Source organism: Leucobacter sp. OLIS6 (assembly GCF_002752355.1).
GTDB lineage: Bacteria > Actinomycetota > Actinomycetes > Actinomycetales > Microbacteriaceae > Leucobacter.
The window spans coordinates 1-15,216 of the sequence record NZ_MRAV01000017.1 but is presented as its reverse complement, the minus strand read 5'-3'; the positions used below and the strand labels follow the sequence as shown (position 1 = coordinate 15,216).

The 15,216-nt window shown below is 69.8% G+C and carries 9 protein-coding genes; 4 read left to right on the top strand and 5 right to left on the bottom strand.

All coding sequences use genetic code 11. The features are described 5' to 3' along the window. Positions 1–30 precede the first annotated feature (30 nt). The 3 genes from BMH31_RS14580 to BMH31_RS14570 form a co-directional block, all read right to left on the bottom strand. Positions 31–2,796 carry an Ig-like domain repeat protein gene (locus BMH31_RS14580; RefSeq protein ID WP_099722478.1) on the bottom strand — a complete coding sequence of 922 codons (2,766 nt, stop codon included), beginning with the start codon at positions 2,794–2,796 and terminating at the stop codon, positions 31–33. Between the two features lie 64 nt (positions 2,797–2,860). After that, on the bottom strand, positions 2,861–4,840 hold the full coding sequence (locus BMH31_RS14575) for a hypothetical protein (protein WP_099722479.1): 1,980 nt from the start codon (positions 4,838–4,840) through the stop codon (positions 2,861–2,863). Between the two features lie 196 nt (positions 4,841–5,036). Next, positions 5,037–7,043 (bottom strand): amidase, encoded by a 2,007-nt coding sequence (locus BMH31_RS14570; protein WP_099722487.1) that lies wholly within the window; start codon positions 7,041–7,043, stop codon positions 5,037–5,039. Between the two features lie 149 nt (positions 7,044–7,192). Between BMH31_RS14570 and BMH31_RS14565 the strand changes: the two genes are divergently transcribed. Next, a complete protein-coding gene (locus BMH31_RS14565; RefSeq protein WP_099722480.1) occupies positions 7,193–7,756 on the top strand; it encodes a TetR/AcrR family transcriptional regulator in 564 nt (187 codons plus the stop codon). A gap of 22 nt (positions 7,757–7,778) precedes the next feature. Here BMH31_RS14565 and BMH31_RS14560 read toward each other — a convergent pair whose 3' ends face one another. Continuing rightward, positions 7,779–8,699 carry a LysR family transcriptional regulator gene (locus tag BMH31_RS14560; RefSeq protein WP_099722481.1) on the bottom strand — a complete coding sequence of 307 codons (921 nt, stop codon included), beginning with the start codon at positions 8,697–8,699 and terminating at the stop codon, positions 7,779–7,781. Between the two features lie 75 nt (positions 8,700–8,774). Here BMH31_RS14560 and BMH31_RS14555 point away from each other — a divergent pair, with 75 nt between their 5' ends. The 3 genes from BMH31_RS14555 (at position 8,775) to BMH31_RS14545 (ending at position 13,484) form a co-directional block, all read left to right on the top strand. After that, on the top strand, positions 8,775–10,328 hold the full coding sequence (locus BMH31_RS14555) for an aminotransferase class I/II-fold pyridoxal phosphate-dependent enzyme (RefSeq protein WP_099722482.1): 1,554 nt from the start codon (positions 8,775–8,777) through the stop codon (positions 10,326–10,328). A gap of 76 nt (positions 10,329–10,404) precedes the next feature. Next, positions 10,405–11,847, top strand: coding sequence for an amino acid permease (locus BMH31_RS14550; RefSeq protein ID WP_099722483.1), 1,443 nt, complete (start codon positions 10,405–10,407; stop codon positions 11,845–11,847). 194 nt (positions 11,848–12,041) lie between these two features. Then, entirely contained in the window at positions 12,042–13,484 is a 1,443-nt protein-coding gene (locus BMH31_RS14545; protein ID WP_099722484.1) for an amino acid permease, read from the top strand. Between the two features lie 170 nt (positions 13,485–13,654). Here the strand turns inward: BMH31_RS14545 and BMH31_RS14540 are convergent, their stop codons facing one another. Further along, positions 13,655–14,893 (bottom strand): acyl-CoA dehydrogenase family protein, encoded by a 1,239-nt coding sequence (locus BMH31_RS14540; protein WP_099722485.1) that lies wholly within the window; start codon positions 14,891–14,893, stop codon positions 13,655–13,657. Positions 14,894–15,216: the final 323 nt, after the last annotated feature.

The window sequence follows — 15,216 nt, the reverse complement described above, 5'->3', positions numbered from 1 at the left end:
CTCCCGAGCACCGGCCCCGCGTCCCTCGGCCTACTTGACCCGCTGAGTGGTCGATGCCGACTTCGCGTTCACATTCGCATTCCCGAGGAACGTCGCGGTCACCTTCGTGTTCCCCGTCAGCGCTTTCGGAGCCTGCACCGAGATGACGCCCCGGTTGGCGGCGGCGATGGAGACGGTCCGCTTCGATGCGCCGAACGCGACGACGACCTTGCCCGAGGGGAAGGTTCCGTTGTTCAGCTTGCCGATCGTGATCACGGCGGAAGGCCGCGACTTCTTCTTCGCGGTCTTGGTCGCGACCGTCATCTTCGAGACCGATGCCTTCACGACGGCGATCGGCTGGCTTGCGGTCCGCTTGGCGGAATCCGCGAAGACGTCGTCCCCGAGGAACTGCGCCGAGACGCGATAGCCTCCGACGTTCAGCCGAGGCAGCACGAGCGTTGCCGCGCCGTTCCGCTGCACCTTGGCCGTGCCGAGCTCACGGCTCCCGGCGGTGAAGAGCACGGTCCCCTCGGTCGCGCCGGAGACCTGCACCGTCACCGTGGATCGCACCCCGTACACGATTCGTGAATGGCTCGGCCGCACCGCACCGAGGTACACGGGAACCGGCGAGACCGTGACGCGCTTGGCCTTCGAGGCCGCCGGCGCGAAGCGATCGTCGCCCAGGTACTTCGCGGTCAGCAGGAAGCTCGCCGTCTGTTCCGGCACGTAGTCGAGCGTGGCCGTGCCGTCCTCGATGGCGGCGGTGCCGATCCGGGTGCTCCCCGCGAAGAACGCCACCTCCCCGGTCGCTCCCGAGGTCACCGACGCGGTGAACTCGAGTTCGTCGCGCACCGCGCCCGTCGTATCTCCGCCGAGCGTCGTCTTCGCCGCGAGCTTCGCGATGTCGACGGTACGTTCCGCGGACGAGGAATGGAACGCGCCGTCCGGATCCGCGAACTTCGCGCCGAACGCACGGGATCCGCCCACGGCGAAGGACTCGGCCGCGCAGATCGCGGTTCCGCCCGACACCGGAACGGCACCGCACCCGGGGATCACCGTCCCGTCGAGCGTGAATGCCACGTTTCCGGCGACCGTGGCCGCGCCGGCCCGGGCGGTGACTCGCGCGGTCAACGTCCCTCCGGACGCGACCGATGCCTCTCCGACCTCGAGCGAGAGCTTGGTGACGGCCTCGCCGATCAGGAACACCGAGGCGTAGTCGGTTCCGTTGGCTCCGCCGACGATGTCCGGGACGCCGTTCCCGTCGAAGTCCGCCGTGCTGCCGACCGCCCGGCCGAGCTGGGCGCTGGCGACCGCGCCGTCGATGCGGAATCCCTCAGCCGATGCGAGCGAGCCCGCTCGCAGGGTGCCGTTGAACGCGGGGGCGCCGTACACGGCGTAGATCGCCCCGGCGTTGGATCCGCCCGAGTCATGCCCCCAGGCGCCGATGATCGCTTCGGGGACGCCGTCACCCGAGACATCCCCGATACCGGCGACCGACCAGCCGAACTTGTCGCCGTCGGCCGCGCCGTCGATCCAGTACCCGCGCGCGACCCGGTCGGCAGCGCAGGCCCCAGTGGTGTTCGGGGCGCTGTCTGAGCAGCTGTACACAGCCCCCTCAGCGGCGCCCGGCGCTGTGAACACCGTCTGGGTGGACGCGGAACCGTAGACGACTGCGGCACCGCCTGCGCGCGGCCCGGTGGAGGCGTTGGGAACGCCGTCGCCGCCGACGATGAAGTCGGCGAGGCCGTCGCCGTTCAGGTCGCCGAGCTTCGAGACGGACGTGCCGAGCCGGTCGCGGCCCCGCTGCCCGCCGAAGACCGCGAATCCGTGGCCTCCGAGAGCCCCGACGTCGATGTGCTGTCGTTCCTTGGAGCCGAAGATCGCGTACGCAGCACCGGCCACGGGCGCGGCAGCTCCCCACGGGGTCGCGCCATAACTGCCGATCACGAGATCGGCGAGGCCGTCGCCGTTCACATCGCCGACGTCGTCGGCCGAGATGAGCTGTCCCCCGCTGCCGTCGATCGTCTGCAGAACCCGTCCGGCCGCCGCTTCACCGGCGACGTCGATCGTGTTCACGTTCCGCGAGCCGGCGATCACCCAGACCCGTCCGATGTTGCTGAGCGCAGGCGCACCGGTCGCCGGGTCCGCGGGGCGGTCGTAGAGGTTGTCGACGATCGCGAAGTCGGCGAGGCCGTCACCGTTCACGTCGCCGAGGCCGGTGACGGCGTAGCCGAAGTTGGCGCTCCCTCCCGGTGCGCGGTTCTCAGCGACGGCGTCCGAATTGGTGACCTCGAAACCTCGTGTTCCGAGGGCGTCGACGTCGACGGGCTCGAAGTCGTGGGCGCCGAGCACGACCCAGACACGTTGGGTGCGGTTGGATCCGACCAGCACGTCGTCGATCCCGTCCCCGTTCACATCGTTCGCGCAGGAGACGCTCATTCCGGCGAAGGCGTTACTGGTGTTCGGGCCGTCGATCCGGATCGCGCCGACGGCCTCGCCGGTGCCGACAGGACCGGCAACGGGGGCGGCGCCGCCGAGCAGCACGTATGCGGCGCCGGCGTTCGCGGTCGTCCCCCGCTTCCACCACCAGTCGCCGACCAGGGCATCGGCGATGCCGTCCCCGTTGACGTCGCACGACGTCCGGCCGACGGCCGCACCGAAGTCGCCACCGGCCTCTCCGGTCCAGCGCAGTTCGGATACGGCCGGCGCCTTCGACGCGGGTTCCGTTGCCGAAGCGGGGGTCGCGACGAGCGCCGATCCGATGATCAGCGCGGCGGCGCTGAGACACGCGCCCGCCTTCGTCAGTGTTCTGTCCACAGTGGTCCTCTCGTAGTACTGGGGGTATGGCGCGCCGCGGCCCTCCGGCCGCGCGCTGCGCGGTTCAGTTGGGGGCGTGAACGCCGTTGTCCTTGCCGAAATCGGCCTTCGCGTCGAACTTCTGCCGTGACAGCTTCACGGTTCCGAGCACGGATCCCGGCTTGATCAGCTGAGCGATCGACCCGACCCGCCGCTCCGGACCGGCCGATCCGCCGTAGGGGTCGGTGAACACGATCCCGTTCTTCGTACCGGGGTCCGAGACCTGCAGGTCGCCGAGATAGAAATCTCGGCGCGCACCGTTGAACGGCGACCGCGGGTCGCTGTAGTCGAAGCGCTCCTGCTCGGCGAGACCAGCCCAGAGGTAGTCCGTCACCGCCCCCTCGGTGAGCCACGCGAGGTCGACCGGCCTGCTGATCCCGTTGGAGGTCGCCGTGCTCACCCGGGAATCGGAGAGCCGGCTCGGGTTCCGCACCCCGAACCAGGGATCGAACCGTGCGAGGACCGCTCCGTCAGCGGTCACGAGCGAATTCTCGCCCTCCCAGAGTTCGTACAGCGACCAGTCCGTGGGATTGCGCTTCACGCACTCGGTCGTCGGGATGATCCGCTTGCCGCCGTCTCCGGCGGGAAGGGTGCTGCCGACGGTCGGGACCGGCGAGTCGGGGGCGCAGGTCGAGAACATCTCGTTCGCGTTCCCGAAGCGCGACAGCATCGAGGTGATGAGCTCGGTTCCGTCGTCGCAGCGCGCGGCGAAGAGGATCTCGTGCGCGTTGTTCGAGATGGCGTCGGGCGACCAGCTCCCCTGGTGCTGCTTGATGAGGAAGTCGCAGGTGAGCTGCGTGCCGTCGCCCAGACGGAGCCAGTTGCGATCCGCGTCGAGCATCTTCACATTGTTCGCGACGAACACCTTGTGCCCGCCATTGTCCTCGTGGCGCATCGACATGTCGCCGTGGTCGTGCTGCACGTAGTTGTCGAGCTCCTCGCTCGTGTAGCCAAACGGCAGGCCGGTCGGCTCGGTCGGGACGACGTCCTTCGGCGCGGTGAAGGACGAGACCCAGTCGAAGATCTCCGACGATGCCGGATCGGCGCCGTGCTCGTGACCGAACGTGCAGGTCCGCCCCGTCGCCGGGTCGATCACCTGAGCAGGGTGCCAGCTCGGGTAGTACTTCCCATCGGGCCCGACCACCCGGTAGGAGGCGTGGAGCTTCGCCGGGCAGGTGTCGTAGGCGGTCGGGGTCCAGTTCCGTTCGACGTAGGCCTTGGAGAGTCCGCGCTGGGGCGCGGGCTTCTCAGCGACGCGGAGCGACAGCGCGCGAGTCGTCTCGACCCGTTTCGGCGCCGACTCGAGGATTCGGATCGAGTACCGTCCGCCGTCGGCGGCGAGCTGCTCGTAGTTCGTCGCCGGGAGGCGCAGCTTCACCGTGACCGCACCGCGCTTGGCCCGGATCGTCTGCTGCGCGACCTCCGTGCTCCCGAGGAGGAGCCGGGCCGAGGCCGTGCAACCGGTCGCCGCTGCGCAGTTCAGCGCGAGAGGCACCTCGCGATCGTCGGCTATGTCGTAAGAGGACTTGAGTAGCTTCAGCTGCGCGGTCGCCGGCGTCACCGTCGCGCTCTTCGAGAAGGTCTCCTTCGCCGGTTTCGCCGCGCGTCCGGTAACGGTGAGCGTCGCCCGCCCCTTGGCCGCGAACTTCCGATGGTCCGCGGCTCCGAGGGTCCAGGTGAGCGTCTTCGACGACTTCTTCGCGATGCGGTACGAGAGCTGTTTCGACCCTCCGGTGCTGAGCTTCGCCGTCGCGGTGCCCGAGCAGGTCGATGAGGCGCCGCAGGTGATCGTGAACGCGACGACGCGATCCGACCCCACCGTCGGGCTGATCGAGGCGACGCTCTGCCGAACTGCGGCGTTCGCCGCGACAGGGACCGCGACCGTCACGATCAGCGACGCGATCAGCGCGCAGACGAGGCCCTGAGCGATCCGCACCGCTCCGCGCCGATCGCGCCGTTCTTCGCGGCGTTCCAGCCGCGCTCGTCCACCTGGGAGCTTCACCATTCGTCCGGTTCCTTCGAGATCAGATTCGCTCGGCCGACGGTGGCGAGCGATTCATCATATCTAGATAAGGCTCACCTAATAAACATCCGATGTTGGCGAATTTCTCGCGCTCGACTCCTCCCGCCGCATTCGGGTGCAGCAAAAACGGCACCGCCCGAAGGCGGTGCCGTTTTTTGTACCCTCTGCGCCGAGAGGACTACACCTCCGCGTATGCCGCCGCGTCGCCCGCGGAACCGTGCGCGACGGCGACGACCAGCGCGCGCGAGGCCCGCGGGTTGCCTCCGATCTCGGGAACCGGCACGACAGCCGGGAGCACGGCGGTGGCGGCCCAGCGCTCCCCCGAGACCTCGACGGTCACGGGCTGGCCGTTGACGGTCGCCTCGATCGATGTCGCGCCCTGCACCTCGCCCGAGACCAGCAGCAGTTGCGCACCCTCGTGGTAGAGCTCGGGATCGAGCGCGAGCTCGACCGTCACTTCGGGCGCCGAGGCGCCGGCGTCGAGGCCGTCGCGCGCAGGGATCCGATCCGCGGGCAGCTCCGGCGCGAACGCCGGCACCGGGCGCATCGACCCGGCCGCCTCGAACGCGGCGGCGTAGCCGAGCAGCACGGGGTCGCTGTACGCGCGTCCCGCGAAGGTCAGGCCGATGGGCATGCCGATGTCGCTCATCTGCCCCATCGGCACCGTGACCGAGGGGATGCCGAGGTGGCGCAGCGCGTAGTTGCCGTTCGAGAAGAACACGCCGTTCGCCCAGGCGCGGTCGGCCGCGTCCTGGTCGATGTCGGCGTTCCACGCGGCGACGTCGGCGTTCGCCGGGAAGATCACGGCGTCGAAACCGCGCTCGGTCAGCCAGTTCTCGAACAGGTCCTCGCGCAGCCGCACCAGGGCGCGCAGTCCGTCAGCGAAGTCGGCCCGCTCGCGCGGATCCGAGATGCCCTCCTTCGCGAGCCCGACGGTCACGCGGTAGCGGTTCTCGTAGTCCTCGACCTCCTCGTACCGGTCGGGCATCGATCCGGCCGGCTGCGGGAAGATCCGGTCGGGATCGACCGTCGCGAGCGACGGGATCGCGGGATCCCCGTTAGCGCGCAGGAAGTCGTCCCAGCCGAAGGCGAGGAAGTGGTTGAACTCGGTGTCCATCCAGCCCTCGGGCAGCGCGCCGAGCTCGCCGACGTTCTCCTGGCCGGGGCGGTCGCCCTCGTAGCGCTCGATGAGCGGGAAATCGGTGGTCTCGACGATCGCGCCGAGCTCCTCGAGGCGCCGGCGTGCGACCGCGAAGCGCTCGAGCACCGATGCGCGGACCTCGATCGGGAAGTTCGGATCCTCGCCCAGGTACATGCGGGGCACCGCGAAGCGCTTGCCGCGCAGCGCGTCGGGATCCTGCACGTCGAGGTAGGACGCCGGTCGGTGCGCACTGGGCTTCGGCAGCTCGACGACCTGCTGGTTGCGCCAGAAGTCGCCGCGGGTCACGTCGTCGTCCTGCACGAGCACGTCGAGCAGGCGCAGCATGTCGGGCATGGATCGGGTGTGCGGCACGACGACGTCGCGCGCCGGGAACAGCGGCCAGTTGCCGCGGATCGACAGCACGCCCCACGACGGGGTGTAGGCGCACAGGCCGTTGTTGGAGGCGGGGCTGCGACCCGACGAGACGGTCTCCTCGCCCATGCCGAACACGGCCATGTTGGCGGCGGTCGAGACGCCCGAGCCGTTGGACGACCCGGAGGCGTAGGCGGCCGCGAGGAAGTCCGGGTTGTAGGGGCTCTCGGCGCGGCCGTACACGCCGCGCTGCATGCCGCCGTCGGCCATCGGGGGCATGTTCGTCTTGCCGATCAGCACGGCGCCCGCTTCCCGCAGCTTGGCGACCGAGAACGCGTCCCACTGGGCGACGAGGTCCTTGAACGCCGGGGATCCCGAGGCGACCGTGAGGCCCTTGACCATGTAGGAGTCCTTGACGGTGAAAGGGACGCCCTCGAGCGGGCGCGCCTCACCGTCGCGGCGTCGGCGGTCGGACTCGGCCGCCTGCGCGAACACCTCGGGGTTCAGCAGCGGGACGGCGTTCAGCCGCGCGCCGTCGCGGTCGAAGGCGCCGATGCGGTTCAGGTAGCGGGCGGTGAGCTCGACGCTCGTGATCCGCCCGGATGCGAGCGCTTCGAGCACCTGCTCGATACTGGCCTCGAGCAGGGCGAACGTGTCCGACGGTGCCGGCATGACTTCCTCGTTTCTGCGGTCGGTTCCCGCGGTGGCACCGCGGAGGAACGTGCGGACGGATCGCACCGCGCATCGCACCGGGCGTCCTGAATTCATTTTCAGTTCCTGCTGCTAACGTGTCAAGTCCCGGGCACCGGAGGGAGCGCATCATGGCCGAGGACACCCGCGAACGGATCCTCTCCGCCTGCGAGCGGGTCATCGCGCGCTCAGGGCTCCGCGGCTTCCGCATGCAGGAGGTCGCCCGCGAGGCCGGCGTCTCGATCGGCCTGCTCGCCTACCACTTCGGCGACCGCGACGGACTGCTCGAAGCCGCGCTCGACCACGTCAACGAGAGCGCGGCGATCCGCGCCGAGGCCCCCGGCGAACAGCCCGCCCCCGCGCGGCTGATCGCCCTGCTCACCTCCGAGTTCGGCGACGACGAGGGGATCCGCGACGGCTCGGTGGCCTGGAACGAACTGCGCGCGAGCGCCGTCTTCGACGCCGGGCAGGCCCGCGCCGTAGCGCGATCCACCGCCGACTGGCAACAGCGTGTCGTCGAGCTGGTGCGCGAATCGCTCGGGCCCCAGGGCGCCGACCCGGAACCCATCGCGCTGCTGCTCACCGCGCTCGTCGAGGGGCTCTCGGGGCGCTGGCTCACCGGCCAGATCACCGCCGCGCAGGCGCAGGACGCCATGCGCGACGCGGCCGCCCGGGTCGGCATCCGCGCGGACTGAGCCGGCGGCCGTCGGAGGAGCGCTACGCGATCCGACCGGCCGGGTGCTCGCGGCGCGCCGCGACGCGCTTGAGCTCGACCCCCAGCCAGTCGGTCGCCGCCGGCGGGTGCTCGCTGCGGGTCACGTACGAGACGCGGCGCTCGCCGAGATCCTGCACCGAAGGGCGCAGCACCACGTCGAAGTCCGCGTCAACGGCGGCCGCGGTGGCGAGCGCCAGGCCCAGTCCCTCGGCCACGAGCCCGTGGATCATGTAGAGATCGTCCGTGCGCATGAGCTCCCGCACGTCGTGCCCCACCGCGCGGCAGGTGCGGCGCAGCACGCGGTCGGGCGCCTCATCGTTGCTGCGGCTGCACACCCACGGCACCTGTGCGAGCTCCGCGAAGTCGAGCACCGCGCGTTCGGCCCACGGGCTCGACCGGCCGACCATGACGCGATAGGGCTCGCTCAGCAGCGGCTCGAGCCGCAGGTCGGGCGAGATGAACGCCGGCTCGTCCGAGAAGTCGTAGATGAGCCCCGCGTGCACCTCGCCGCTGCGCAGCATGCGTACGACGTCGGTCGGCTCGGCTTCGACCGCTTCCACCCGCACCGAGTGCCGCTGCTGCATGCGCGCGATCGCGGCAGGCAGCAGGCGGGATCCGACCGAGGCGAACGTGCCGACCCGCAGGATCGAGACGCCCGATTCGCGCCGGTCGGCGACCATCCGTTCGGCGCGATCGAGGTGGACGACCGCGCGCTCGACCTCCTCGGCGAACTCGACCCCCAGCGGCGTGAGCACCGTGCCGGCGCGCCGCCGTTCGACCACGCGGAGCCCGAGGTGCGCCTCGAGCGCGTCGAGGTGGTGCGCAACGGTCGGCACGCCGTAGTGCAGCGCCTCGGCTGCGCGGGTCAGGCTGCCGTGCTCGCGGATCGCGAGCAGCACCCGGATCTGTTGCAGGCTCAGCATGTCATACAGAATATGACACTGCGGGCGAATACTTGATATTCCATCGCAGATGCCGGCGAGGCTACGGTCGAGATCATGCTCACGACCTCCCCCGCCGATGCCGGCGCAGACACGACCGTCCCCGCCCCCGCAGAGGCATCGGTCGATCCGTCGTTCGCCGAACGGCAGTCGCGAGCCCCCTACGTCGATGCGCTCCGCAGCCTCTCCGAGATCGACTGGCAGCGGATCCACGTGCCCGGCCACCAGGCGCGGGCCGAGAACGCCCCCGGCGTCGCGTCCATCGTGGGCGAGCAGGCGCTCCGCATGGACTTCCCCATGCTGTTCAGCGGCGTCGACCAGCAGACCTGGCAGCTCGTCACCCCCGGCCGCCGCACCCCCATCATGGAGGCGCAGGAGCTCGCCGCCGAAGCCTGGGGCGCCTCGCGCACCTGGTTCATCACGACCGGGGCCTCCGGCGGCAACCACGTCGCCACGACCGTCGTACGCGGCCTCGGCACCGAGCTCGTCGTGCAGCGCAGCGTCCACTCCAGCGTGATCGACGGGATCACCCACGTCGGGCTCACCCCCCACTTCGTGCACGGAGCCGTCGACGCCGGCCTCGGCTGCAACCACGGCGTCACCGCGCAGCAGGTCGAGGAGGCGCTGGCCGCCAACCCCGCGAGCGCCGCCGTCTACATCGTCTCCCCCAGCTACTTCGGCGCCGTCGCCGACATCGCGGCGATCGCCGACGTCGCCCACCGCCGCGGCGTCCCGCTCGTCGTCGACGAGGCCTGGGGCTCCCACTTCGGCCTGCACCCCGGCCTGCCGACGAACGCCGCGCGCCTCGGCGCCGACCTCGTCGTCTCGAGCACGCACAAGGCCGTCGGCTCGCTCACCCAGTCGGCCATGATCCAGCTCGGCCACGGCCCCTACGCCGAGGCCCTCGAATCGCTCGTCGACCGCGTCGTGCGCTCCTACCAGTCGACCAGCACGAGCGCGCTGCTGCTCGCCTCGCTCGACGAGGCGCGCCGACACATCGTCACCCACCCCGAGCGGGTCGCCGAGGCCATCGCATCGGCCGAGGCCGTGCGCGCGCTGGTGAAGGCGGATCGCCGTTTCCGCGACGCCACGCCCGACATCCTCGCGAGCCCGGATGCGATCGCGAACGACCCGTTCAAGGTCGCCATCGACACGCGCGGCGCCGGTATCACGGGCGGCGACGCCCACTTCCAGTTGCTCCGCGACCACCGGATCTACTGCGAACTCTCGACCCCGTCGGCACTGCTGCTGCTCGTCGGCGCGACCTCGCCCCTCGACGTCGATCGCTTCTGGACCGCACTGCAGGCGCTGCCCGAGGCCGAGATCGAGCCGGAGCGCCCCATCTCGCTGCCGCCGAGCTGCGAGCGGGCCATGGGCCTCGACGAGGCGTTCTTCGCCGACGTCGAGATCGTCGACGCCGCCGGGGCCGTCGGACGCGTCTCCGCCGACTCGCTCGCGGCCTACCCGCCCGGCGTGCCGAACGTGCTCCCGGGCGAGGTGCTCAGCGCGGATGCGGTAGCGTTCCTGCGCGGCACCGCTGCCACGCCGACCGGCTATGTGCGCGGCGCGAACGACCCCGCGCTCGACACCTTCCGCGTCGTGGCTCACTGACCCCTCCGGTGGACCTCCGGAGGGACGGTCCACCATTCGACCGTTCTTCCCACCCCATCACAAAGGAGTGTCCACCATGTCCGCCACCACCTCGAACCCGCCTCCTCAGGAGATGCAGCGCGGTCTCAAGAACCGCCACCTGCAGCTCATGGCGATCGGGGGTGCGATCGGCACCGGACTGTTCCTCGGCTCTGGCAAGCTGATCAGCGTCTCGGGGCCCTCGATCATCTTCGTCTACATGGTGATCGGCTTCTTCGTGTTCTTCATCATGCGCGCCCTCGGCGAGCTGCTGCTCTCGAACCTGCACTACCAGACGTTCGGTGACATCGCGAAGGACCTCATCGGCCCCTGGGCCGGGTTCTTCGTCTCCTGGAACTACTGGTTCTCCTGGGTGATCGCGTGCGTCGCCGACATCATCGCCATCACCGCGTACGTGCAGTGGTTCAACCCCGAGATCCCGAACTGGCTCCCCGCGCTCATCGCCGCAGCGGCGCTCCTCGTGCTCAATCTGCAGCCCGTCAAGTACTTCGGCGAGACCGAGTTCTGGTTCGCGATCATCAAGATCGTCGCGATCCTCGCGCTCATCGGTACCGGCGTCGTGCTCGTGCTCACGAACTTCACCTCGCCCGAGGGCACCCAGGCGTCGTTCACCCACCTCTGGGATCGCGGCGGCATGTTCCCCATGGGCGCCAGCGGCTTCGTCCTCGGCTTCCAGATGGGCATCTTCTCGTTCATCGGCGTCGAGCTCGTCGGCACCGCCGCCGCCGAGACTCAGAACCCGCGCAAGACCCTGCCGAAGGCGATCAACTCGATCGTCGTCCGCATCCTCATCTTCTACGTGGGCGCCCTCGCGGTCATCATGAGCGTCACCCCCTGGGACGAGATCGACCCAGCGAAGAGCCCGTTCGTCTCGACCTTCGCGCTCGCGGGCTTCGGCATCGCCGCCGCTGCGATCCAGCTCGTCGTGCTCACCTCGGCAGCGTCGAGCGCGAACTCCGGACTGTATTCCGGAACGCGCATGCTGTTCGGGCTCTCGAAGGACGGGCACGCGCCGAAGAGCTTCTCGCTCACCGACGCGCGCGGCGTCCCGCGCCGCTCGGTGTTCTTCACCGCCGTGTTCCTGTTCGCAGCGATCCCCCTGCTGTTCGCCGGCGACGGCGTCGTGGCGGCGTTCACCTACGTCTCGTCGATGTGCGCGACCCTCATCCTCTTCACCTGGGGATCCATCGTCGTGAGCTACATCATCTACCGCCGCCGCTTCCCCGAGCGCCACGAGGCCTCGAAGTTCAAGATGCCGCTGTCGCGCATCGCCCCCTGGATGGTGCTCGCCTTCTTCGCGTTCATCGCCGGCACGCTCCTCTACGGCGAGGACACGCGCCTGCCGTTCCTCGCGATGCCGTTCTGGTTCGCGCTGCTCGCCGTCCTGTGGCAGCTGCGCAAGCGGAAACTGCTGCGCGAGGGACGGCCGCTCACCGCATCCGTGCCGACCGTGACGCACCCGCTCGACGAGGAGCACTAGCCCAAGGCCCGAGCAGCGACGGGCGAGGCGAGGCGGAATCGCAACGATTTCAACTCGCCTCGCCCGTCGCTGCTGCGATGTCCCCGGCCCCGAGTACACTCGGGCCCACTTCCGGTATCCGTGTACCAACGGATCCGGCGCCGGCCCCCACCCCGGGCACGGCCGAGTCCCCACGATCACGGAGGAGTGACCGAATGTCGGAGACCACCACCACGAGCGCCGGCCACGAGAACCTGCAACGCGGTCTCACCAACCGCCACCTGCAGCTCATCGCCATCGGCGGCGCCATCGGCACCGGCCTGTTCCTCGGCTCGGGCAAGGTCATCAGCCTCACCGGCCCGTCGGTGCTCTTCATCTATGCCGTGATCGGCTGCATGATGTTCTTCCTCATGCGCGCCCTCGGCGAACTGCTGCTCTCGAACCTCAACTACAAGACCTTCGGCGACATCGCCAAGGACCTCATCGGTCCCTGGGCCGGGTACTTCGTCTCCTGGACTTACTGGATCACGTGGGTCGTCATCTGCGTCGCCGACATCATCGCGATCACGAGCTACGTCGCGTACATCAACGCCGACATCCCCAACTGGGTGCCCGCGCTCGTCACCGCCATCGTCCTCACGATCCTCAACCTGCAGCCCGTGCGCTTCTTCGGCGAGTTCGAGTTCTGGTTCTCGATCATCAAGATCGTCGCGATCCTCGCGCTCATCGTCACCGGCGTGATCCTGCTCGTCACCGGCTTCCAGAACCCCGACACCGGCACCAGTTCGTCACTCGCGCACCTCTGGGACCACGGCGGCATGTTCCCGTTCGGCGCGAGCGGCTTCCTGCTCGGCTTCCAGCTCGGCATCTTCTCGTTCATCGGCGTCGAGCTCGTCGGCACCGCGGCCGCCGAGACGAAGGATCCGCACCGCAACCTGCCGCGCGCCATCAACTCGATCGTGGTCCGCGTGCTCATCTTCTACATCGGCGCGCTCACCGTGATCATGGCGATCACCCCGTGGGACAAGCTCGACCCCGAGAAGAGCCCGTTCGTCACGACCTTCGCTTACGCCGGCTTCGGCGCCGCGGCGTTCGCGATCAACCTCGTCGTGCTGACCTCGGCGGCATCGAGCGCGAACTCCGGCTTCTACTCGGGCACGCGAATGATGCACGCGCTCGCGCACGACGGCCATGCACCCGGTGCGTTCGCGCTCACCGACAACCGCGGCGTCCCCCGCCGGGCCGTGTTCTTCTCGGCCGTGTTCGTCTTCTCGTCCGTGCCGATCCTGCTGCTCGGCGACAGCGTCATCGAAGCGTTCACGTTCGTCACCTCGGTCGCGTCGACGTTCATCCTGTTCATCTGGAGCATGATCGCGATCAGCTTCATCTGCTACCTGCGCAAGCATCCCGACCGGCACGCCTCGTCGAAGTTCAAGACACCGCTCGCCCGCGTCGTGCCGTGGGTCGTGCTCGCGTTCTTCGCGTTCATCCTCGTGACGCTCGCCCTCGCCGACGACACGCGCCTGCCGCTGCTCTTCACCCCGATCTGGTTCGTGGTGCTCGCGGGCATGTGGCAGCTCACCAAGCGCCGCCTCACCCGCGAGGGACGCCCGCTCACCGCGGCGGTCGAGATCCCGGGCACCGGCGAGGACGCGTAGGCACCGGGGTTCCGGGCGGTGCGAGCCTGCGCTCGCGCGCCGATCCATCCGCATTCGAGTCCGGGCCCTGATGCTGGCGCATCGGGGTCCGGACTCGAATGCTCCCGCCAGGCCCGGCCAGGCGCGCGATCCGCAGGCTCGCACCGCCCGGAACCCCGGTTCTCGCGAGGCTAGGCGAAGGCGGACAGGCCCGTGATCTCGCGGCCGAGGATCAGCGCCTGCACCGTCTCCGTGCCCTCGTAGGTGTGCAGCGCCTCGATATCGGCGAAGTGCCGCGCGGCGCGGTTCTGCAGCAGGATCCCGTTGCCGCCGAGCAGGTCGCGGGCGTTCGCCGCCATGGCACGCGCTGTGCGGGTCGACGTGTACTTGCCGAGCGAGGCGCTGGGTCCGGTGAGTTCGCCAGCCGCCTCGACGCGGGTGAGCTGCACGAGCAGCGTCTGCAGCGCGGTGAGCTGACTGAGCATCTCAGCGAGACGGTTCTGCACGATGGACGACGCGGCGAGCGGGCGCCCGAACTGCACGCGCTGTTTGGCATAGGCGACGGCGGTCTCGTAGACGGCGGTCGCGTGGCCGAGCCCGGCCCAGGCGACGCCGAGTCGGGTGGCCTGCAGCACGCTCGAGGTGTCGCGGAACGAGCGGGCACCGGGCAGCTTGAGCTCGGGGCCGACGCGCACGCCGTCGTACTCGATGAGGGCCTGCCAGATCGCGCGCAGCGACAGCTTGCCCTCGATGGTGGTGGCGCGGTAGCCGGGAGTGTCCTGCGGCACGATGAAGCCCTGCACCTGGCCGTCGTCGCCGCGCGCCCACGTGATGGTGACGCCACCGATGCTGCCGTTGCCGATCCACTTCTTGTGGCCGCTGATCACGAAGTCGTCGCCGTCGGAGACGGCGCGGGTCTCGAGGCTGACGGAGTCCGACCCGTGGGTAGGCTCGGTCAGGGCGAACGAGCCGGGCAGGGTTCCGCGGGCCATCGGCTCGAGGTACTTCGCGCACTGCTCCTCGGAACCGTGCATCGCGATGGAACGCAGCGCCAGCCCGCCCTGGACGCCGCCGACGGTGCCGATGGATCCGTCGCCGCGGCTCAGCTCCATGGTGACGAGGCACGCGGCGAGCAGGCTCTGTTCGGGGAAGCCGGGGACGTCGATGCCGTCGCGCAGCAGGTCGAGCTCGCCGAGCCGGGGAATGAGGTGCACCGGGTAGTCGGCGCGGTTCCAGTAGTCGTCGATGATGGGCCGCACTTCGTCCTGCACGAACGCGCGGGCGCGGTCGCGGTAGGACTGCTCGTCGGCCGAGAGGCCGGTGAAGACGCCGGCCTGGTCGGGGTCGAGCGGCTGCCAGAGGTCGTACTCGGGCTCGGCGGTGCCGAGCGAGACGCGTTCGGGGCGGGCGTTGGGGCGCGGATCGGACATCGGTGTTCCCTTCTGCGCCGCCCGCGGCGGCGCGGATACGGGATCAGCCTCTCGAACCCGTGGGAGAGCGGGCAAGCCGGGTGGAGGTCGGGCACTGCGGAACGGGCGTTCGCACCGCTTTCGTCGTCGCACTCCCGACAAAACGGATCCCGCCCCGGTGCTCGTTTGGGGCGGGATCCGGTTCGCTCGGAGGACACGGAACCGGGGTCCAGGGCCGGAGCGGTGTTGGGGGTCGCGGGAAGTGTCGAGGGCCTGGCGGCGAGGGCCGGCTGCAGTGTCGAGGGAATGCGTTTCTGCCGAGGGAAGGTGCTGCTGTGGGGGGG

What these genes read in the sequence shown, in the direction of transcription:
- BMH31_RS14575 (WP_099722479.1), bottom strand. Translation starts at nt 4,840, where the DNA reads ATGGTGAAGCTCCCAGGTGGACGAGCGCGGCTGGAACGCCGCGAAGAA.
- BMH31_RS14570 (WP_099722487.1), bottom strand. Translation starts at nt 7,043, where the DNA reads ATGCCGGCACCGTCGGACACGTTCGCCCTGCTCGAGGCCAGTATCGAG.
- BMH31_RS14565 (WP_099722480.1), top strand. Translation starts at nt 7,193, where the DNA reads ATGGCCGAGGACACCCGCGAACGGATCCTCTCCGCCTGCGAGCGGGTC.
- BMH31_RS14560 (WP_099722481.1), bottom strand. Translation starts at nt 8,699, where the DNA reads ATGCTGAGCCTGCAACAGATCCGGGTGCTGCTCGCGATCCGCGAGCAC.
- BMH31_RS14555 (WP_099722482.1), top strand. Translation starts at nt 8,775, where the DNA reads ATGCTCACGACCTCCCCCGCCGATGCCGGCGCAGACACGACCGTCCCC.
- BMH31_RS14550 (WP_099722483.1), top strand. Translation starts at nt 10,405, where the DNA reads ATGTCCGCCACCACCTCGAACCCGCCTCCTCAGGAGATGCAGCGCGGT.
- BMH31_RS14545 (WP_099722484.1), top strand. Translation starts at nt 12,042, where the DNA reads ATGTCGGAGACCACCACCACGAGCGCCGGCCACGAGAACCTGCAACGC.
- BMH31_RS14540 (WP_099722485.1), bottom strand. Translation starts at nt 14,893, where the DNA reads ATGTCCGATCCGCGCCCCAACGCCCGCCCCGAACGCGTCTCGCTCGGC.